Consider the following 17208-nt stretch of genomic DNA (forward strand, 5'->3'; position numbering starts at 1 on the left):
ATTAATGCAGCATACCTTCATTTACTTCGAAGAGTAATTCTTCCATTTGCTGATAGGCGTTTTCGCAGCCCGGAATATTAAACAGCACCATCAGGATGACCCACTTCAGATCCTCCAAATCGAACTCTGCCGTATCCAGCGCCAGTACGCGTTCTATCACCATTTCCCGCGTTTCGAGGTTCAACACCTGAATTTGCTCAAGGAATAATAAGAATCCTCGGCAGCTCGCATCCAGACGCTGACACTCCTCATCGGTATATACTCGTAAGGAGAGTGGGTCAGAAGCAAGCTGCATGGGCGCAACAAGGCCCTCTTGATAATCAGCCAGTTTCTCGAGCCATATCAGCGCGTTATAGATGTCCTCCCGTTCAAAACCAGCATCGGTAAGATCCCGAGTCAGTTTATCCTGGTCCACTCGCATTTCTGCTTCGTTATGGATGTAAGTCTCAAACAAATACATGAGTACGTCGAACATGGCTTGCCCTCCTTAATCGGACATAGCCGCCGGGTACAGCTGCGATCCAGCCTGCTAACTCCAGTTCAAGTAGCTGAGCTACGGTCACTGGCACAGATTGGCCGGCACGTTCAGCGACAACGTCAACAGGTGTTACCTCATCTCCTACGTTAGCCAGGAGCTCTGGAAATGGCAATGCTACAGGTGGCTGATTGTCGCAATTATTTACGTTATCAGGCTCATCGAAGACCCATAGCAGCTCATGCTGCCAATATTCAACTATATCTTCCGGTGCGGTAACGGGAATGGCTCCTTGCTTGATAAGCCAATGTGGACCTTCGGAACCAGGACTACCAATAGGTCCGGGTAATGCGAAGACTTCCCTTCCCTGTTCCAGAGCACAGCGAACAGTCACTAATGAGCCACTTTTTAATGCTGCCTCGATAACCAATACGCCAACACTTAATCCACTGATAATCCGGTTACGGCGGGGAAAGTTGCCCGGTAATGGGGGAGTAAAGAGAGGAAATTCGGAGAGTACAACGCCTCCACTGCTAGTTATCTGTTCTGCTAATGCTTGATGGCGGCGAGGATAAATCTCTCTTAAACCATTCCCTAAAACGGCAACGGTTTTTCCTTGCCCCTCCAGTGCACCACGATGAGCTATACCATCAATACCTAAAGCCAATCCGCTAGTGATCGTAATGTCATAGCGAACTAAAACCTCACAAAACATTTTCCCCCAACGAGCGCCATACCATGAATGCGCGCGACTGCCCACTACGGCTAACTGTCGGCTGCTCAGTAATACCGGATCACCACAAACTAAAAGTGCGCCAGGATAGTCCACAATTGCTCGTAGCTGGGGAGGATAGAGAGGATCGTCAGCAGTGAGTAGATAACAATTTGGTCGTTCCAGCCATTGCAGTGTTGTATCAATCTCACGTTGATTAATTCCAAGAAAATGTTTCGATTGCACCTTATTCAAACCGCAGGCATTCAAACTCTCATGATCTATTGTTGGGATTGAACATAACTGATGAGCAACCATCACCATTTCGTCGCCATACAGGCTGCTCACTTTCATCAGGCGTAACCAAATTTCTGTAGGCGTCATCCCTATTCCCCTCCGCCATAAGCGGCTTTAGCAATCTTTGCGATTGGACAGCGAGACTGTCAATTGCGGGGGGTTTTGTCTAGAATAGAGCTAATAATCTTATCAACTCCTGAATACAACTCTGGATCTTTATGGCAGTTTTGCAAGTGTTACATATTCCGGACGAGCGCCTTCGCAAAGTCGCTGAGCCGGTCAAAGAAGTGAATGCGGAAATTCAGCGTATCGTCGATGATATGTTCGAGACAATGTACGCTGAGGAAGGCATTGGTCTGGCCGCTACGCAGGTGGACATCCATCAGCGTATTATTGTTATTGATGTGTCAGAGAATCGAGAAGAGCGTCTGGTGTTAATTAATCCAGAATTGTTGGAAAAAGACGGTGAAACTGGGATTGAGGAAGGCTGCCTTTCCATTCCTGAGCAGCGTGCATTGGTACCACGTGCCGAAAAAGTAAGGATTCGGGCACTGGATCGTGAAGGTAAGCCGTTTGAACTGTCAGCCGATGGTTTACTGGCTATTTGTATCCAACATGAAATGGATCATCTAGTCGGCAAACTATTTATTGATTATCTGTCCCCGCTTAAGCAACAGCGTATCCGCCAGAAAGTTGAAAAACTGGATCGCCTGAACGCACGAGCCTGAAGACAAGGACTAACGTGTCACAATCATTACGTATAATTTTTGCGGGAACGCCCGATTTTGCAGCGCGTCATCTTGACGCACTGTTGTCATCTGAGTATGAGATCGTCGGTGTATTCACTCAACCAGACAGGCCTGCAGGTCGTGGCAAAAAACTCATGCCGAGTCCTGTCAAAATACTGGCTGAAGCAAATGGCCTGCCGGTATTTCAACCCTCTTCACTGCGCCCGCAGGAAAATCAGCAGCTGGTTGCCTCGCTGAACGCCGATGTGATGGTTGTAGTTGCTTATGGATTAATCCTCCCCAAGCAGGTTCTGGACATGCCACGTCTGGGTTGCCTCAACGTTCACGGTTCTTTGTTGCCACGTTGGCGCGGTGCGGCGCCAATCCAGCGTGCATTATGGGCTGGTGATACCGAGACAGGCGTGACCATTATGCGAATGGACGTAGGGCTCGATACTGGTGATATGTTGTATAAACTGTCTTGCCCAATTACTGGGGAAGACACCAGCGGTAGCTTGTACGATAAATTGGCGGTTCTTGGACCACAAGGATTACTGGAAACTCTGGCTCAACTGGTCAGTGGTACAGCAAAACCTGAAGTACAAGACGAAACGCTAGTCAACTATGCCGAGAAGCTAAGCAAAGAAGAAGCACGTATTGACTGGTCACTTTCTGCCGTGCAGCTTGAACGTTGCATTCGGGCGTTCAATCCATGGCCAATAAGCTGGCTAGAAATTGATGAACAACCAGTAAAAGTCTGGCGTGCATCTGTTAGCACCGATACAAGCAGTGCTGAACCCGGCACTATCGTGGCAGTCAGCAAATTGGGTATCCAGGTGGCAACTGGCGACGGTATCCTGAATCTGGAGTCGCTTCAGCCAGCGGGTAAAAAAGCAATGAGTGCACAGGACTTGCTGAATTCTCGTCGGGAGTGGTTTATCCCCGGTCATCGTCTCGCCTGACGGTTCTCTCTTCTAAAGCCCGGTTTCGCCGGGCATTTTTATTTTTACTCTTATGAAAAAAAATCTTAACTTACGCAGCCTGGCTGCCCAGGCAATTGAGCAAGTCGTTGAACAAGGGCAATCGTTAAGTAACGTTTTGCCTCCGTTACAGCAGAAAGTCAGTGAAAAAGATAAAGCCCTGCTGCAAGAGCTGTGTTTTGGCGTTCTGCGCACGCTGAATCAGCTTGAATGGTTAATCAATAAACTAATGGATCGCCCGATGAAGGGCAAGCAACGCACTATTCATTTTTTAATCATGGTGGGTTTATATCAGTTGCTGTACACCCGCATTCCTGCTCACGCCGCACTGGCAGAAACGGTGGAAGGTGCAGTCGCTGTTAAACGTCCCCAGTTGAAGGGGCTTATTAACGGAGTGTTGCGTCAGTTTCAACGCCAACAGGAAGAACTGCTGGCTGAATTTGCACAAACCGAAAATCGCTTCCTCCACCCCAAATGGCTACTTAAACGCATTCAACAGGCCTGGCCACAGCAGTGGCAGGAGATTGCAGATGCCAATAATCAACGCCCGCCAATGTGGTTACGCGTTAACCGCACCCATCACTCTCGCGATGAATGGCTCGAGTTACTGAAAGAAGCAGGATTACAAGGCTTTGCACATTCAGGCTACCCGGATGCTGTTCGTCTGGCATCTCCAGCCCCTGTTCATTCCTTACCGGGTTTTGATGAAGGTTGGGTTACAGTCCAGGATGCTTCAGCGCAAGGTTGTATGCATTATTTGACCCCCGAGAACGGAGAAAGGATTCTCGACCTCTGCGCGGCACCTGGCGGCAAAACAACCCATATCCTGGAAGTTGCACCACAGGCTAGCGTAATGGCCGTTGATATTGATGAACAGCGACTTTCCCGCGTCTATGACAATCTTAAACGCCTTGGCCTCAAGGCGCAGGTTAAACAGGGTGATGGATGCTCTCCAGAGCAATGGTGTGGTGATGAAATATTCGATCGCATCCTGCTTGACGCACCTTGCTCCGCAACAGGGGTTATTCGTCGCCATCCGGATATCAAATGGTTGCGGCGCGATAGTGACATTGCCGAGTTGGCACAGCTGCAGGCCAAAATTCTTGATGCCATTTGGCCCCATCTAAAGCCCGGTGGAACACTGGTTTACGCCACCTGCTCAATTTTACCAGAAGAGAACTGTGAGCAAATAGCAGCTTTCCTTACTCGCACATCAGATGCAGAGTTGAGCACAACGGGAACTCTTGAGAAACCAGGATTGCAAAATCTCCCTGGGCCAGAAGAAGGTGATGGATTCTTTTACGCTAAGCTGATTAAAAACCGGAAATAACAGGTCACTGCTGATGAAGATTATTATTCTTGGCGCTGGACAGGTAGGCGGAACTCTCGCGGAAAATCTTGTTGGAGAGAACAACGATATTACACTAGTTGATACTAATGGCGACCGTCTTCGCAGCTTGCAGGATAAATTCGATCTGCGTGTAGTGCAGGGGCATGGCTCGCACCCACGCGTACTACGTGAGGCTGGTGCAGACGATGCAGACATGCTGGTTGCAGTCACCAACTCAGATGAAACCAACATGGTAGCCTGCCAGGTCGCCTATTCGCTATTTAATACTCCAAATCGTATTGCCCGTATCCGTTCTCCAGATTATGTACGCGATGCTGATAAACTCTTTCACTCAGAAGCTGTCCCTATTGACCACCTGATTGCACCAGAACAGTTGGTAATTAATAATATATATCGCTTAATTGAGTATCCTGGCGCCCTACAGGTTGTTAATTTTGCAGAAGGGAAAGTCAGCCTGGCTGTGGTTAAGGCCTATTATGGCGGTCCTCTGGTCGGTAATGCACTTTCAACTATGCGCGAACATATGCCACATATTGATACGCGCGTAGCAGCTATTTTCCGCCACGATCGACCAATCAGGCCGCAAGGGTCAACAATCGTTGAAGCTGGTGACGAAGTGTTTTTCATCGCCGCATCTCAGCATATCCGCGCAGTAATGAGCGAACTTCAGCGCCTGGAGAAACCCTACAAGCGCATTATGCTGGTCGGCGGAGGAAACATCGGAGCTGGGCTTGCTCATCGACTGGAGAAAGATTACAGCGTCAAACTTATTGAGCGCAACCAGCAGCGCGCAGCGGAACTCGCAGAGAAACTGCAAAATACCATCGTCTTTTACGGAGACGCCTCAGATCAGGAATTACTGACTGAGGAGCATATTGATCAAGTTGATCTCTTCATTGCAGTCACCAATGATGATGAAGCCAATATTATGTCTGCGATGTTAGCTAAACGTATGGGGGCCAAAAAAGTCATGGTACTCATCCAACGTCGCGCCTATGTTGATCTTGTCCAGGGTAGCGTGATCGACATTGCGATCTCACCACAGCAGGCAACAATATCTGCACTACTTAGCCACGTTCGTAAGGCGGATATTGTCGGCGTTTCTTCACTACGACGCGGAGTTGCAGAAGCCATTGAGGCTGTGGCTCATGGTGATGAAAGCACTTCACGGGTAGTCGGCCGAGCGATCGATGAGATTAAACTTCCCCCAGGAACCATCATTGGCGCCGTTGTACGCGGTAATGATGTCATGATAGCTAATAACAATCTGCGTATTGAGCAAGGCGATCATGTCATTATGTTCCTGACTGACAAAAAATTTATCTCCGATGTTGAGAGACTCTTCCAACCAAGTCCCTTCTTCCTGTAGTTTTCAGGCGTCATGCTGGCGCCTTTCCTTTATCCCTTATTTATCAATGGATAATATTTCTATGCAATTATTCCCTGGCAATGGAAAATAGGAATACATTTGTTAAACTTATCAGTGTTGGTTGGCCCAAGGAGAATAAAATGAGTTTTTTAAAAGAATTTCGCGAATTCGCGATGCGCGGGAATGTTGTTGACCTGGCTGTCGGTGTCATCATTGGTGCCGCATTCGGTAAGATTGTATCGTCACTAGTCGCCGATATAATCATGCCACCACTAGGTTTGCTTATTGGCGGGATCGATTTTAAACAGTTTGCGGTTACGCTTCGTGATGCACAGGGGGATATCCCCGCAGTCGTCATGCACTATGGTGTATTCATCCAAAACGTTTTTGATTTTGTCATCGTTGCATTTGCCATTTTTATGGCAATCAAACTGATAAATAGACTAAACCGTAAAAAAGAAGAGACTCCAGCTGCGCCGCCGGCCCCAAGCAAAGAAGAAGTCTTGCTTAGTGAAATTCGTGACTTGCTAAAAGAACAAAACAACCGTTCTTAATTAGAATATTAAAAGCAAAAGGCCAGTGGTAAAAAAGTGCTCCACTTTCTTGCCACTGGCCTCCCGCTCATTACGTCCCATATGTTTATCTTTACGCTGGTAACTTCCTTTTCCTTTCTTATTCTTCTCAACTCGCTGCCTGAACAAGGGGTCATGAAGTAGTGCCTCAATGGCGTTATCTTTTATTTTCCCTTTAGTATGTTGATAGTGGCTCATAAACTCTCCTGATTAGTAAAAAATCGATGCAAGTGTAGATCTGCGCGATGTAGAAATCAACGCTCTGCGTTTTGGCTACTGGCTCCTTGCTCAAGCGCCTCAAGGATCGAACAATAAATACTACTGTGTGCGGTCCCACAGCATGCGTCATTAAGCCGCTGCAATGACCGACGCATAGTTTGTAGCTCTTTGATCCGAGATTCAACTTCCCTTAAACGAGCCTTAACGATACCTTTCGACTCCTGGCAAGTATGATGCTCCGGATCTATTCGGATCGAAAGAAGTTCGCGAATCGATTCCAATGTGAAACCCAATTGCCTGGCGTAACGAATAAAACGGAGTCTCTGCAGATCGTTGTCAGAATAGAGACGAAATCCTCCTTCAGTACGTACGTTATGCTCCATCATCTGCTGTTTTTCATAATAGCGAATGGTATCGGGAGTAACGTCTGCCAATTTTGCCAGTTCACCGATGCGATACATTATTGCTCCTCATTAATCTTATGCAGTAACTTACTTGCATAATCGCCACGTAAAAAGTCAGTATTAAGACCTGATTGGCGTAGTTTTAGTTCAACCAGGGCAAGACGACGACTCCACTCCACGCAGCACGGCTCGTTTTCCTGAACGTTCCTGAGTAAGTCAACTAGCATGATTGCTTCTTTTCTATGTTCCAGCTCGGGAGGTAAACAGCCTGCATTTTTAAGCAATCGATAACTGGCGCGTAGCTCTGGTGGAACATGTGAATCATCATCCAACATAAGCGGTTCTCCGCAGCCGGGAAGATTATCGAATTCACCTTTGTTTTGAGCATCGAGGATATGGCGCTCTGCCCACTGATCCAGTAACCACATGATACGGCTCCGGGGATGAACAAAAATAGTACAGATATTGTAGTGAAGCGGGATGATAGAGGATATAAAAAAACCCGCCTGGGCGGGTTTTTTTACGTTACCACAGATTACTCTGCAGCAGCTTCTGCTTTCGATTCAGAGCGATCAACCAGCTCGATGTATGCCATCGGCGCGTTGTCGCCTGCACGGAAGCCACACTTCAGAATGCGAGTGTAACCACCGGCGCGGCTCGCGAAACGCGGGCCCAGCTCGTTAAACAGTTTTGCCACGATCTCGTTATCACGAGTACGGGCGAATGCCAGACGACGATTAGCTACGCTATCAGTCTTGGCAAGAGTAATCAGCGGCTCAACTACGCGACGCAGTTCTTTCGCTTTCGGCAGGGTCGTCTTGATGATCTCATGACGAACCAGCGAACCAGCCATGTTACGGAACATAGCCTGGCGATGGCTGCTGTTGCGGTTCAGTTGACGACCACTCTTACGATGGCGCATGACCTTATCCTTCTCAGTAAAACCTTAACCTGTGATCCGGTTACTCGTCAGCAATGCTTGCCGGTGGCCAGTTTTCCAGGCGCATGCCCAGAGACAAACCACGTGAAGCCAGCACGTCTTTAATCTCAGTAAGAGATTTTTTACCCAGGTTCGGCGTTTTCAGCAACTCAACCTCGGTACGCTGTACCAGATCACCGATATAGTGGATAGCTTCTGCCTTAAGGCAGTTAGCAGAGCGGACAGTCAATTCGAGATCGTCAACAGGGCGCAGCAGGATCGGATCGAATTCTGGTTTCTCTTCTTTCACTTCTGGCTGACGTACATCACGTAAGTCAACAAAAGCTTCCAGTTGTTCTGCCAGGATGGTTGCCGCACGACGAATCGCCTCTTCAGGATCGATTGTACCGTTGGTTTCCATTTCGATGACCAGCTTGTCCAGGTCGGTACGCTGTTCTACACGCGCTGCTTCAACATTGTAGGCAATACGCTCTACTGGGCTGTAGCATGCGTCGACCAACAGACGGCCGATTGGGCGCTCATCTTCTTCCGAATGAATTCGGGCAGAAGCCGGCACATAACCGCGACCGCGCTGAACTTTGATACGCATGCTAATAGCAGCGTTCTCATCGGTCAGGTGGCAGATCACATGTTGCGGCTTGACGATTTCGACATCACCGTCATGGGTAATGTCGGCTGCGGTCACAGGGCCAATGCCAGATTTATTCAAAGTAAGGATGACTTCATCTTTACCCTGAACTCTCACCGCCAGCCCTTTCAGGTTGAGCAGGATTTCAAGGATATCTTCCTGAACGCCTTCTTTGGTGCTGTACTCATGAAGTACACCATCAATCTCAACCTCGGTCACCGCGCAACCCGGCATCGATGAGAGCAGAATACGGCGCAGTGCGTTACCCAGAGTATGGCCAAAGCCACGCTCTAAAGGCTCAAGGGTCACCTTGGCGTGCGTCGAACTCACTTGCTCGATATCGACCAGGCGCGGTTTTAGAAACTCTGTCACAGAACCCTGCATTGTGTCCTCTCTTTGGTACTAAGCTTTACTTGGAGTAAAGCTCGACGATCAGGTGTTCGTTAATGTCCGCAGACAGATCAGAACGTTCTGGCTGACGCTTGAACGTACCTTCCATCTTGCCAGCATCAACTTCCAGCCAGGTTGGCTTTTCACGCTGCTCAGCCAGCTCCAGAGCGGCTTTCACGCGAGATTGCTTTTTCGCTTTCTCACGAATGCTGACAACGTCATTCGCTTTAACCTGATAAGAAGCGATGTTAACAACACGACCGTTAACCATGATAGCTTTGTGGCTAACCAGCTGACGTGATTCAGCACGAGTCGCGCCGAAGCCCATACGGTATACAACGTTGTCCAGACGACCTTCCAGCAGAGTCAACAGGTTTTCACCAGTGTTGCCTTTCAGACGTGCTGCTTCTTTATAATAGTTACGGAACTGACGCTCCAGCACACCGTACATACGGCGAACTTTTTGCTTTTCACGCAACTGCACACCATAGTCAGACAGACGCGGTTTACGCGCACCATGCTGGCCAGGAGCTTGTTCAATTTTACACTTGGTATCGATCGCGCGAACGCCAGACTTAAGGAATAAGTCAGTGCCCTCACGACGGCTCAGCTTGAGCTTAGGACCCAAATATCTTGCCATTTTCTTTCTCCAACAATCCTAGAAACGAACGCGTTATACGCGACGTTTTTTCGGCGGACGACAACCGTTATGAGGGATCGGAGTCACATCAGTAATGTTCGTGATGCGAAAACCAGCGGCGTTCAGTGCACGAATAGTAGATTCGCGACCTGGACCCGGACCTTTAACCATAACTTCCAGATTCTTGATACCGTATTCTTTTACGGCTTCAGCGCAACGCTCTGCTGCAACCTGAGCTGCAAACGGAGTGGATTTGCGAGAACCACGGAAACCGGAACCACCGGCTGTTGCCCAACCCAGCGCGTTACCCTGACGATCAGTAATGGTAACGATGGTGTTGTTAAAAGAAGCATGGACATGAGCCACGCCATCAGAGACTTGTTTTCTTACACGCTTACGTGCACGAACTGGTGCCTTTGCCATTATTCAATCACCCCGACTATTTCTTGATCGGTTTACGCGGACCCTTGCGGGTACGTGCGTTGGTCTTAGTACGCTGACCGCGAACCGGAAGACCACGACGATGGCGTAAACCACGATAGCAACCAAGGTCCATAAGACGCTTGATGCTCAGGGTGATTTCACGGCGCAGATCACCTTCAACGACAAATTTACCTACTGCTTCACGCAGGGATTCAATTTGTTCTTCAGACAGTTCACTGATCTTAACATTTTCAGCGATACCCGTGTCAGCACAGATGGCTTTAGAGCGGGTCTTGCCGATACCGAAAATTGCAGTTAATGCAATGACGGTATGTTTGTGATCAGGAATGTTAATGCCTGCTATACGGGCCACTATGCACTCCTACTATTTAATATGTACGCACCATGCTGAAAAGCCCGTTTTCAGGATACTCAAATGGAAACGTACAGACATACAAAAGATTGGCTGGCTAATCTAGCCAGCTCAACCCAACTTTGCAAGAAAAATATGCGAATAAATCAGCCTTGGCGCTGTTTATGCTTCGGCTCGGCACTGCAAATCACGCGGATGACGCCATCACGCTTAACGATTTTGCAGTTACGGCATAATTTCTTGACGGAAGCACGAACTTTCATTTTTACTCTCCGTAACTTCTCGGGCGCCCTGTTAGCGGCCGTAGCCTTTCAGGTTCGCCTTCTTCAATGCAGACTCATACTGACTTGACATCATCAGAGTTTGCACTTGAGCCATAAAGTCCATAATCACAACGACAACGATAAGCAGTGAGGTCCCACCGAAGTAGAACGGTACTTTCATTGCATCACGCATGAACTCCGGGATCAGGCAGATAAAGGTAATGTAGAGCGCACCAACCAAAGTCAGGCGGGTCATTACTTTATCGATATACTTCGCCGTTTGCTCTCCCGGACGAATTCCTGGTACAAATGCACCGGACTTCTTCAGGTTATCTGCTGTTTCACGCGGGTTGAAAACCAACGCCGTGTAGAAGAAACAGAAGAATATGATTGCAGACGCATAGAGTAACACATAAAGCGGTTGCCCAGGCTGCAAATACAGCGAAATTGTTGTCAGCCAGTTCCAACCAGTCCCGCCCCCGAACCATGACGTGATGGTAGCCGGGAACAGAATAATACTGGAAGCGAAGATTGCCGGGATTACCCCTGCCATATTCACTTTCAGCGGTAAATGTGTGCTCTGTGCAGCATAGACACGACGACCCTGTTGACGTTTCGCGTAGTTAACCACAATACGGCGTTGACCACGTTCTACAAAGACAACAAAGAAGGTCACTGCAAATACTAATACTGCAACCAACAGCAACAGGAGGAAGTGCAGGTCGCCTTGACGCGCTTGCTCGATAGTATGGGCGATGGCCGGCGGGAGTCCCGCAACAATACCAGCGAAGATAATGATCGAAATACCGTTACCGATACCACGCTCAGTAATCTGTTCGCCTAGCCACATCAGGAACATCGTTCCTGAAACCAGACTTACAACAGCGGTGAAATAGAACGCAAAACCTGGATTAATGACCAGGCCCTGCATACCAGGCATATTCGGTAGACCAGTAGCAATACCAATCGACTGGAATATCGCCAGCACCAGAGTTCCGTAGCGGGTGTACTGGCTGATCTTACGACGACCAGACTCCCCTTCTTTCTTAAGCTCCGCCAACGGCTGATAAACAACCGTTAACAGCTGGACGATGATCGATGCCGAAATATACGGCATGATACCCAGGGCAAAGATAGAAGCACGGCTGAGAGCACCACCAGAGAACATGTTGAACATTTCAATGATGGTGCCTCGCTGTTGCTCAAGCAGTTTGGCAAGTACAGTGGCATCAATACCAGGGATCGGAATAAAAGAGCCAATACGGAACACAATCAACGCACCGATTACAAACAAAAGTCTGCGTTTCAGCTCGCCAATCCCACCTTTGGCACTTTGAAAATCTAATCCCGGTTGCTTAGCCATCTGCTACTTATTCCTCAATTTTACCGCCAGCAGCTTCGATAGCAGCACGAGCACCTTTAGTCACGCGCAGGCCACGAACAGTTACCGGACGAGATACCTCACCAGACAGGATCACTTTCGCGAACTCAATCTGGATACCGATAATGTTAGCCGCTTTCAGCGTGTTCAGGTCGACTACATCGCCTTCTACATGAGCCAGATCAGACAGACGAACTTCTGCAGTGATCATTGCTTTACGAGAAGTGAAGCCAAATTTCGGCAGACGACGGTACAGAGGCATCTGACCACCTTCGAAACCGCGACGTACGCCACCGCCAGAACGAGAGTTCTGACCTTTGTGACCACGACCACCGGTTTTACCGAGGCCAGAACCGATACCACGACCCAGGCGTTTACCCGCCTTTTTGGAGCCTTCGGCCGGAGACAGAGTATTTAAACGCATCTCTTACTCCTCAACTTTAACCATGAAGGAAACCGCGTTGACCATACCACGAACAGCAGGAGTATCCTCGCGCTCTACGGTGTGACCAATACGACGCAGACCCAGGCCAAGCAGCGTTGCCTTGTGTTTCGGCAGACGACCGATTGCACTGCGGGTTTGAGTAATTTTAATAGTCTTTGCCATGGTTTATTTCCCCAGAATTTCTTCAACGGATTTACCACGCTTGGCAGCGACCATTTCTGGAGAATTCATATTTTCCAGGCCATCAATAGTTGCACGAACCACGTTGATCGGGTTAGTAGAACCATATGCTTTAGCCAGAACGTTATGAACTCCAGCAACTTCCAGAACGGCGCGCATTGCACCACCGGCGATAATACCGGTACCTTCGGAAGCTGGCTGCATGAATACACGAGAACCCGTGTGAACACCTTTAACCGGGTGTTGCAGGGTGCCGTGGTTCAGCGCGACGTTAATCATATTGCGACGGGCTTTTTCCATCGCTTTCTGGATCGCTGCTGGAACTTCACGCGCTTTACCGTAACCAAAACCTACGCGACCGTTACCGTCACCAACTACAGTCAGAGCTGTGAAGGAGAAAATACGACCACCTTTAACGGTTTTAGATACGCGGTTAACCGCGATCAGCTTTTCCTGCAGTTCGCCAGCTTGTTTTTCGATGTGAGCCATCTTACACCTCTACCTTAGAACTGAAGGCCAGCTTCACGGGCAGCATCTGCCAGTGCCTGGACACGACCATGATATTGGAACCCGGAACGGTCAAAGGAAACATCTTTGATGCCTTTTTCCAGAGCGCGTTCAGCAACAGCTTTACCCACAGCTGCGGCCGCGTCTTTGTTACCGGTGTACTTCAATTGTTCAGCGATAGCTTTTTCTACAGTAGAAGCAGCTACCAGAACTTCAGAACCATTCGGTGCAATTACCTGTGCGTAAATATGACGCGGGGTACGATGTACCACCAGGCGAGTTGCACCCAGCTCCTGGAGCTTGCGGCGTGCGCGGGTCGCACGACGGATACGAGCAGATTTCTTATCCATAGTGTTACCTTACTTCTTCTTAGCCTCTTTGGTACGCACGACTTCGTCGGCGTAACGAACACCCTTGCCTTTATAAGGCTCAGGACGACGGTAGGCGCGCAGATCTGCTGCAACCTGGCCGATCACCTGCTTATCAGCGCCTTTCAGCACGATTTCAGTTTGAGTCGGACATTCTGCAGTGATACCGGCCGGCAGCTTATGCTCAACAGGATGAGAAAAACCTAAAGCCAGGTTTACTACATCCCCTTTGACCGCTGCACGATAACCTACACCAACCAGCTGAAGCTTTTTAGTGAAGCCTTCGGTAACACCGATAACTACTGAGTTAAGCAGGGCACGCGCGGTACCCGCCTGAGCCCATCCGTCAGCGTAACCATCACGCGGACCGAAGGTCAGTGCATTATCTGCATGTTTAACTTCAACAGCATCGTTGATAGTACGAGTCAGCTCGCCATTCTTACCTTTGATCGTAATAACCTGACCGTTGATTTTTACATCAACGCCGGCAGGAACAACGACCGGTGCTTTAGCAACACGAGACATTTTTTCCTCCGATTAGGCTACGTAGCAGATAATTTCGCCACCAAGACCAGCCTGGCGCGCTGCACGATCAGTCATAACACCTTTAGAGGTAGAAATAACCGCGATACCCAGACCCGCCATAACTTTCGGCAGCTCATCTTTACGTTTATAGATGCGCAGACCTGGGCGGCTGACACGCTGAATGCTTTCTACAACAGCTTTACCCTGGAAATACTTAAGAGTCAGTTCCAGTTCCGGCTTGATGTCGCCTTCAACTTTAAAATCTTCAATAAAGCCTTCTTCCTTCAGCACGTTGGCAATTGCCACTTTCAGCTTGGAGGAAGGCATGGTGACCGCAGCTTTATTCGCGGCCTGACCGTTACGGATACGGGTCAGCATATCCGCGATCGGATCTTGCATGCTCATCTGTCTTTACTCCCGTGATTCAATTGGTGACAATTACCAGCTAGCCTTTTTCAGACCCGGGATTTCACCGCGCATGGCGGCTTCACGGACCTTAATACGGCTCAACCCGAACTTCCGCAGGAAACCATGCGGACGACCTGTTTGACGGCAGCGATTACGCTGACGAGACGGGCTGGAATCACGCGGCAGAGTCTGCAGCTTGAGAACCGCATTCCAACGATCTTCGTCGGTTGCGTTCACATCAGAGATGATAGCTTTCAGTTCAGCGCGTTTAGCGAAGAATTTATCAGCTAAAGCCACGCGCTTTACTTCGCGTGCTTTCATTGATTGCTTAGCCATTAAGTAACCCTACCTTACTTGCGGAACGGGAAGTCAAAGGCAGCCAGCAGAGCGCGGCCTTCTTCATCAGATTTCGCAGTAGTGGTAATGGTAATATCCAAACCACGAACGCGGTCGACTTTATCGTAGTCGATTTCTGGGAAGATGATCTGCTCACGGACACCCATGCTGTAGTTACCACGACCGTCAAAAGACTTAGCGGACAAGCCACGGAAGTCACGGATACGCGGTACAGCAATAGTGATCAGGCGCTCAAAGAACTCCCACATGCGCTCGCCACGCAGAGTTACTTTACAGCCGATCGGATAGCCCTGACGGATTTTGAAGCCTGCAACTGATTTGCGTGCTTTGGTGATTAACGGTTTTTGACCGGAGATTGCTGTCAGATCAGCTGCTGCGTTATCCAGCAGTTTCTTGTCAGCGATCGCTTCACCAACACCCATGTTCAGGGTGATCTTCTCGACCCGAGGGACTTGCATGACAGAATTGTAGTTAAACTCAGTCATGAGTTTAGCGACTACTTCGTCTTTGTAGTAATCATGCAGTTTCGCCATCGTACTACTCCAAATTACTTGATAGTTTCGCTATTAGATTTAAAGAAACGGACTTTTTTGCCCTCTTCAAATCTAAAGCCTACACGGTCAGCCTTGCCGGTTGCCGCGTTGAAGATAGCAAGGTTAGAGATCTGAATAGCTGCTTCTTTCTCTACAATGCCGCCTGGTTGGTTCAGGGCCGGAACCGGCTTCTGATGTTTCTTAACCAGGTTGATACCTTCAACAATGACCTTGCCGGAAGACAGGACATTTTTTACTTTACCGCGTTTACCTTTATCTTTACCGGTTAACACGATAACTTCGTCATCACGACGGATTTTCGCTGCCATGATTCGCTCCTTAGAGTACTTCTGGTGCCAGAGAGATAATTTTCATGAACTTCTCGTTACGAAGCTCACGAGTTACCGGCCCAAAAATACGCGTACCGATAGGTTGCTCGCTGTTATTGTTTAAAATAACGCATGCATTACCATCGAAGCGAATGACAGAACCGTCCGGGCGACGAACACCCTTCTTGGTGCGCACCACTACCGCCTTCAGCACATCACCTTTCTTGACCTTACCACGCGGAATCGCTTCCTTGATGGTGATCTTGATGATGTCGCCTACGCCTGCGTAGCGACGGTGCGAGCCACCCAGAACCTTGATACACATTACGCGACGTGCACCGGAGTTGTCGGCGACGTTCAGCATAGTCTGTTCTTGGATCATTTTAGTGCTCCGCTAATGTCAACTACTACTGAGACCCAAAAGAGGGTCGTTAAAAAGCCCCATATCGAGGGCGCGGCATTATAACACCGCAAATCAAATATGGGTAGAAAAAATAAACGGCTCATTGCTGAGCCGTTTATTCGTTGAGAATGCGTACTGTATTACAGAACCGCTTTCTCTACAACGCGAACCAGCGTCCAGGACTTAGTCTTGGACAGCGGACGGCACTCAGCGATTTCAACTTTGTCGCCGATACCGCATTCGTTGTTCTCGTCATGTACGTGCAGTTTGGTCGTACGCTTGATGAATTTACCGTATACCGGGTGTTTCACCATACGTTCGATAGCAACAACAATGGATTTCTCCATTTTGTCACTAACCACACGACCTTGCAGAGTACGGATTTTATCGGTCATTACGCACCCGCCTTCTGAGTCAGTAAAGTCTTAACACGTGCAACATCACGACGCACTTGCTTCAGCAGATGAGTCTGTTGCAGCTGGCCACTTGCAGCCTGCATACGCAGGTTGAACTGCTCACGCAGTAGGTTCAGCAGCTCAGCGTTCAGCTCTTCAACGCTTTTTTCACGCAGCTCTTTTGCTTTCATTACATCACCGTCTTAGTTACAAAGGTGGTTTTGATCGGCAGTTTCGCTGCTGCCAGGCCGAATGCTTCACGGGCCAGCTCTTCCGGTACTCCGTCCATTTCATACAGGACTTTGCCCGGCTGAATCAAGGCAACCCAATACTCCACGTTACCTTTACCTTTACCCATACGAACTTCCAGCGGCTTCTCAGTGATCGGTTTGTCCGGGAATACACGGATCCAGATCTTACCTTGACGCTTAACTGCACGGGTCATAGCACGACGTGCTGCTTCGATCTGACGTGCAGTCAGACGACCACGGCCAACAGCTTTCAGACCGAAAGTGCCGAAGCTAACATCCGTACCCTGCGCCAGACCACGGTTGCGGCCTTTGTGCACTTTACGGAATTTTGTACGCTTTGGTTGTAACATCAGCGACGCTCC

The 17208-nt window shown here is 49.0% G+C and carries 30 protein-coding genes; 5 read left to right on the top strand and 25 right to left on the bottom strand.

What is annotated here, in order from left to right; translation table 11 throughout:
* Position 1 precedes the first annotated feature (1 nt).
* Together smg and dprA are read right to left on the bottom strand one after the other, a co-directional pair.
* Entirely contained in the window at positions 2 to 475 is a 474-nt protein-coding gene (smg, locus tag HV127_RS04270) for a DUF494 family protein Smg (protein ID WP_182235100.1), read from the bottom strand.
* Complete coding sequence (dprA, locus tag HV127_RS04275; RefSeq protein WP_182235101.1) at positions 447 to 1571, bottom strand: DNA-protecting protein DprA; 1125 nt, start codon at positions 1569 to 1571, stop codon at positions 447 to 449. Before dprA ends, smg begins: the two co-directional genes overlap by 29 nt.
* A 131-nt stretch (positions 1572 to 1702) precedes the next feature.
* Between dprA and def the strand changes: the two genes are divergently transcribed.
* The 5 genes from def to mscL all read left to right on the top strand — a co-directional run bounded on the left by def (position 1703) and on the right by mscL (position 6466).
* Positions 1703 to 2212: a peptide deformylase gene (gene def / locus HV127_RS04280; RefSeq protein ID WP_112217276.1), complete on the top strand. Its 510-nt coding sequence runs from the start codon at positions 1703 to 1705 to the stop codon at positions 2210 to 2212.
* Between the two features lie 14 nt (positions 2213 to 2226).
* A complete protein-coding gene (fmt, locus tag HV127_RS04285) occupies positions 2227 to 3174 on the top strand; it encodes a methionyl-tRNA formyltransferase (protein WP_182235102.1) in 948 nt (315 codons plus the stop codon).
* A 52-nt stretch (positions 3175 to 3226) separates the two neighbouring features.
* Positions 3227 to 4522: a 16S rRNA (cytosine(967)-C(5))-methyltransferase RsmB gene (gene rsmB / locus HV127_RS04290; protein WP_182235103.1), complete on the top strand. Its 1296-nt coding sequence runs from the start codon at positions 3227 to 3229 to the stop codon at positions 4520 to 4522.
* A gap of 13 nt (positions 4523 to 4535) precedes the next feature.
* Positions 4536 to 5912: a Trk system potassium transporter TrkA gene (gene trkA, locus HV127_RS04295; protein WP_182235104.1), complete on the top strand. Its 1377-nt coding sequence runs from the start codon at positions 4536 to 4538 to the stop codon at positions 5910 to 5912.
* Positions 5913 to 6052: 140 nt separating this feature from the next.
* The gene (gene mscL, locus HV127_RS04300) at positions 6053 to 6466 is read left to right on the top strand and encodes a large-conductance mechanosensitive channel protein MscL (RefSeq protein ID WP_182235105.1); all 414 of its coding nucleotides are present in this window, start codon (positions 6053 to 6055) and stop codon (positions 6464 to 6466) included.
* On the opposite strand, the gene HV127_RS04305 is transcribed toward mscL, so the two are convergent.
* The 23 genes from HV127_RS04305 to rplP all read right to left on the bottom strand — a co-directional run bounded on the left by HV127_RS04305 (position 6467) and on the right by rplP (position 17196).
* On the bottom strand, positions 6467 to 6682 hold the full coding sequence (locus tag HV127_RS04305) for an alternative ribosome-rescue factor A (protein WP_110275035.1): 216 nt from the start codon (positions 6680 to 6682) through the stop codon (positions 6467 to 6469).
* A gap of 56 nt (positions 6683 to 6738) precedes the next feature.
* On the bottom strand, positions 6739 to 7164 hold the full coding sequence (gene zntR / locus HV127_RS04310; RefSeq protein WP_112217271.1) for a Zn(2+)-responsive transcriptional regulator: 426 nt from the start codon (positions 7162 to 7164) through the stop codon (positions 6739 to 6741).
* Positions 7164 to 7535: a DUF1992 domain-containing protein gene (locus tag HV127_RS04315; RefSeq protein ID WP_182235106.1), complete on the bottom strand. Its 372-nt coding sequence runs from the start codon at positions 7533 to 7535 to the stop codon at positions 7164 to 7166. The genes zntR and HV127_RS04315 overlap by 1 nt, the downstream gene beginning before the upstream one ends.
* A 107-nt stretch (positions 7536 to 7642) precedes the next feature.
* On the bottom strand, positions 7643 to 8029 hold the full coding sequence (rplQ, locus tag HV127_RS04320) for a 50S ribosomal protein L17 (RefSeq protein WP_001216372.1): 387 nt from the start codon (positions 8027 to 8029) through the stop codon (positions 7643 to 7645).
* A 40-nt stretch (positions 8030 to 8069) separates the two neighbouring features.
* Positions 8070 to 9059, bottom strand: a complete 990-nt coding sequence (rpoA, locus tag HV127_RS04325) for a DNA-directed RNA polymerase subunit alpha (RefSeq protein ID WP_002919219.1) — start codon at positions 9057 to 9059, stop codon at positions 8070 to 8072.
* Between the two features lie 25 nt (positions 9060 to 9084).
* Complete coding sequence (rpsD, locus tag HV127_RS04330; RefSeq protein ID WP_004125897.1) at positions 9085 to 9705, bottom strand: 30S ribosomal protein S4; 621 nt, start codon at positions 9703 to 9705, stop codon at positions 9085 to 9087.
* Positions 9706 to 9738: 33 nt separating this feature from the next.
* Entirely contained in the window at positions 9739 to 10128 is a 390-nt protein-coding gene (rpsK, locus tag HV127_RS04335) for a 30S ribosomal protein S11 (RefSeq protein WP_004138423.1), read from the bottom strand.
* A gap of 16 nt (positions 10129 to 10144) precedes the next feature.
* On the bottom strand, positions 10145 to 10501 hold the full coding sequence (rpsM, locus tag HV127_RS04340) for a 30S ribosomal protein S13 (protein ID WP_004106333.1): 357 nt from the start codon (positions 10499 to 10501) through the stop codon (positions 10145 to 10147).
* A gap of 146 nt (positions 10502 to 10647) precedes the next feature.
* Complete coding sequence (gene rpmJ, locus HV127_RS04345; RefSeq protein ID WP_000868187.1) at positions 10648 to 10764, bottom strand: 50S ribosomal protein L36; 117 nt, start codon at positions 10762 to 10764, stop codon at positions 10648 to 10650.
* Positions 10765 to 10795: 31 nt separating this feature from the next.
* The gene (gene secY, locus HV127_RS04350; RefSeq protein WP_110275027.1) at positions 10796 to 12127 is read right to left on the bottom strand and encodes a preprotein translocase subunit SecY; all 1332 of its coding nucleotides are present in this window, start codon (positions 12125 to 12127) and stop codon (positions 10796 to 10798) included.
* A gap of 7 nt (positions 12128 to 12134) precedes the next feature.
* Positions 12135 to 12569 carry a 50S ribosomal protein L15 gene (gene rplO, locus HV127_RS04355; RefSeq protein WP_110275025.1) on the bottom strand — a complete coding sequence of 145 codons (435 nt, stop codon included), beginning with the start codon at positions 12567 to 12569 and terminating at the stop codon, positions 12135 to 12137.
* Between the two features lie 3 nt (positions 12570 to 12572).
* On the bottom strand, positions 12573 to 12752 hold the full coding sequence (rpmD, locus tag HV127_RS04360) for a 50S ribosomal protein L30 (RefSeq protein ID WP_001140434.1): 180 nt from the start codon (positions 12750 to 12752) through the stop codon (positions 12573 to 12575).
* A gap of 3 nt (positions 12753 to 12755) precedes the next feature.
* Entirely contained in the window at positions 12756 to 13259 is a 504-nt protein-coding gene (gene rpsE / locus HV127_RS04365; protein ID WP_004106339.1) for a 30S ribosomal protein S5, read from the bottom strand.
* Between the two features lie 14 nt (positions 13260 to 13273).
* Positions 13274 to 13627, bottom strand: a complete 354-nt coding sequence (gene rplR, locus HV127_RS04370; RefSeq protein ID WP_000358960.1) for a 50S ribosomal protein L18 — start codon at positions 13625 to 13627, stop codon at positions 13274 to 13276.
* Positions 13628 to 13636: 9 nt separating this feature from the next.
* Positions 13637 to 14170 (bottom strand): 50S ribosomal protein L6, encoded by a 534-nt coding sequence (rplF, locus tag HV127_RS04375; protein WP_110275023.1) that lies wholly within the window; start codon positions 14168 to 14170, stop codon positions 13637 to 13639.
* Positions 14171 to 14182: 12 nt separating this feature from the next.
* Positions 14183 to 14575, bottom strand: a complete 393-nt coding sequence (gene rpsH, locus HV127_RS04380) for a 30S ribosomal protein S8 (protein WP_004106343.1) — start codon at positions 14573 to 14575, stop codon at positions 14183 to 14185.
* Between the two features lie 33 nt (positions 14576 to 14608).
* Complete coding sequence (rpsN, locus tag HV127_RS04385; protein WP_002919667.1) at positions 14609 to 14914, bottom strand: 30S ribosomal protein S14; 306 nt, start codon at positions 14912 to 14914, stop codon at positions 14609 to 14611.
* Positions 14915 to 14928: 14 nt separating this feature from the next.
* Complete coding sequence (gene rplE, locus HV127_RS04390; protein ID WP_003031123.1) at positions 14929 to 15468, bottom strand: 50S ribosomal protein L5; 540 nt, start codon at positions 15466 to 15468, stop codon at positions 14929 to 14931.
* A gap of 14 nt (positions 15469 to 15482) precedes the next feature.
* Complete coding sequence (gene rplX, locus HV127_RS04395) at positions 15483 to 15797, bottom strand: 50S ribosomal protein L24 (RefSeq protein ID WP_110275021.1); 315 nt, start codon at positions 15795 to 15797, stop codon at positions 15483 to 15485.
* A gap of 10 nt (positions 15798 to 15807) precedes the next feature.
* A complete protein-coding gene (gene rplN, locus HV127_RS04400) occupies positions 15808 to 16179 on the bottom strand; it encodes a 50S ribosomal protein L14 (protein ID WP_000613954.1) in 372 nt (123 codons plus the stop codon).
* A 161-nt stretch (positions 16180 to 16340) separates the two neighbouring features.
* A complete protein-coding gene (gene rpsQ / locus HV127_RS04405; RefSeq protein ID WP_110275019.1) occupies positions 16341 to 16595 on the bottom strand; it encodes a 30S ribosomal protein S17 in 255 nt (84 codons plus the stop codon).
* Positions 16595 to 16786, bottom strand: coding sequence for a 50S ribosomal protein L29 (gene rpmC / locus HV127_RS04410; RefSeq protein ID WP_002919754.1), 192 nt, complete (start codon positions 16784 to 16786; stop codon positions 16595 to 16597). The genes rpsQ and rpmC overlap by 1 nt, the downstream gene beginning before the upstream one ends.
* A complete protein-coding gene (gene rplP, locus HV127_RS04415; RefSeq protein ID WP_002919759.1) occupies positions 16786 to 17196 on the bottom strand; it encodes a 50S ribosomal protein L16 in 411 nt (136 codons plus the stop codon). Before rplP ends, rpmC begins: the two co-directional genes overlap by 1 nt.
* Positions 17197 to 17208 lie beyond the last annotated feature (12 nt).

This window comes from Klebsiella sp. RHBSTW-00215 (genome assembly GCF_014103785.1).
Classification (GTDB): Bacteria; Pseudomonadota; Gammaproteobacteria; order Enterobacterales; family Enterobacteriaceae; genus Klebsiella.

What these genes read in the sequence shown, in the direction of transcription:
- smg (WP_182235100.1), bottom strand. Translation starts at nt 475, where the DNA reads ATGTTCGACGTACTCATGTATTTGTTTGAGACTTACATCCATAACGAA.
- dprA (WP_182235101.1), bottom strand. Translation starts at nt 1,571, where the DNA reads ATGACGCCTACAGAAATTTGGTTACGCCTGATGAAAGTGAGCAGCCTG.
- def (WP_112217276.1), top strand. Translation starts at nt 1,703, where the DNA reads ATGGCAGTTTTGCAAGTGTTACATATTCCGGACGAGCGCCTTCGCAAA.
- rsmB (WP_182235103.1), top strand. Translation starts at nt 3,227, where the DNA reads ATGAAAAAAAATCTTAACTTACGCAGCCTGGCTGCCCAGGCAATTGAG.
- trkA (WP_182235104.1), top strand. Translation starts at nt 4,536, where the DNA reads ATGAAGATTATTATTCTTGGCGCTGGACAGGTAGGCGGAACTCTCGCG.
- mscL (WP_182235105.1), top strand. Translation starts at nt 6,053, where the DNA reads ATGAGTTTTTTAAAAGAATTTCGCGAATTCGCGATGCGCGGGAATGTT.
- HV127_RS04305 (WP_110275035.1), bottom strand. Translation starts at nt 6,682, where the DNA reads ATGAGCCACTATCAACATACTAAAGGGAAAATAAAAGATAACGCCATT.
- zntR (WP_112217271.1), bottom strand. Translation starts at nt 7,164, where the DNA reads ATGTATCGCATCGGTGAACTGGCAAAATTGGCAGACGTTACTCCCGAT.
- HV127_RS04315 (WP_182235106.1), bottom strand. Translation starts at nt 7,535, where the DNA reads ATGTGGTTACTGGATCAGTGGGCAGAGCGCCATATCCTCGATGCTCAA.
- rplQ (WP_001216372.1), bottom strand. Translation starts at nt 8,029, where the DNA reads ATGCGCCATCGTAAGAGTGGTCGTCAACTGAACCGCAACAGCAGCCAT.
- rpoA (WP_002919219.1), bottom strand. Translation starts at nt 9,059, where the DNA reads ATGCAGGGTTCTGTGACAGAGTTTCTAAAACCGCGCCTGGTCGATATC.
- rpsD (WP_004125897.1), bottom strand. Translation starts at nt 9,705, where the DNA reads ATGGCAAGATATTTGGGTCCTAAGCTCAAGCTGAGCCGTCGTGAGGGC.
- rpsK (WP_004138423.1), bottom strand. Translation starts at nt 10,128, where the DNA reads ATGGCAAAGGCACCAGTTCGTGCACGTAAGCGTGTAAGAAAACAAGTC.
- rpmJ (WP_000868187.1), bottom strand. Translation starts at nt 10,764, where the DNA reads ATGAAAGTTCGTGCTTCCGTCAAGAAATTATGCCGTAACTGCAAAATC.
- secY (WP_110275027.1), bottom strand. Translation starts at nt 12,127, where the DNA reads ATGGCTAAGCAACCGGGATTAGATTTTCAAAGTGCCAAAGGTGGGATT.
- rplO (WP_110275025.1), bottom strand. Translation starts at nt 12,569, where the DNA reads ATGCGTTTAAATACTCTGTCTCCGGCCGAAGGCTCCAAAAAGGCGGGT.
- rpmD (WP_001140434.1), bottom strand. Translation starts at nt 12,752, where the DNA reads ATGGCAAAGACTATTAAAATTACTCAAACCCGCAGTGCAATCGGTCGT.
- rpsE (WP_004106339.1), bottom strand. Translation starts at nt 13,259, where the DNA reads ATGGCTCACATCGAAAAACAAGCTGGCGAACTGCAGGAAAAGCTGATC.
- rplR (WP_000358960.1), bottom strand. Translation starts at nt 13,627, where the DNA reads ATGGATAAGAAATCTGCTCGTATCCGTCGTGCGACCCGCGCACGCCGC.
- rplF (WP_110275023.1), bottom strand. Translation starts at nt 14,170, where the DNA reads ATGTCTCGTGTTGCTAAAGCACCGGTCGTTGTTCCTGCCGGCGTTGAT.
- rpsH (WP_004106343.1), bottom strand. Translation starts at nt 14,575, where the DNA reads ATGAGCATGCAAGATCCGATCGCGGATATGCTGACCCGTATCCGTAAC.
- rpsN (WP_002919667.1), bottom strand. Translation starts at nt 14,914, where the DNA reads ATGGCTAAGCAATCAATGAAAGCACGCGAAGTAAAGCGCGTGGCTTTA.
- rplE (WP_003031123.1), bottom strand. Translation starts at nt 15,468, where the DNA reads ATGGCGAAACTGCATGATTACTACAAAGACGAAGTAGTCGCTAAACTC.
- rplX (WP_110275021.1), bottom strand. Translation starts at nt 15,797, where the DNA reads ATGGCAGCGAAAATCCGTCGTGATGACGAAGTTATCGTGTTAACCGGT.
- rplN (WP_000613954.1), bottom strand. Translation starts at nt 16,179, where the DNA reads ATGATCCAAGAACAGACTATGCTGAACGTCGCCGACAACTCCGGTGCA.
- rpsQ (WP_110275019.1), bottom strand. Translation starts at nt 16,595, where the DNA reads ATGACCGATAAAATCCGTACTCTGCAAGGTCGTGTGGTTAGTGACAAA.
- rpmC (WP_002919754.1), bottom strand. Translation starts at nt 16,786, where the DNA reads ATGAAAGCAAAAGAGCTGCGTGAAAAAAGCGTTGAAGAGCTGAACGCT.
- rplP (WP_002919759.1), bottom strand. Translation starts at nt 17,196, where the DNA reads ATGTTACAACCAAAGCGTACAAAATTCCGTAAAGTGCACAAAGGCCGC.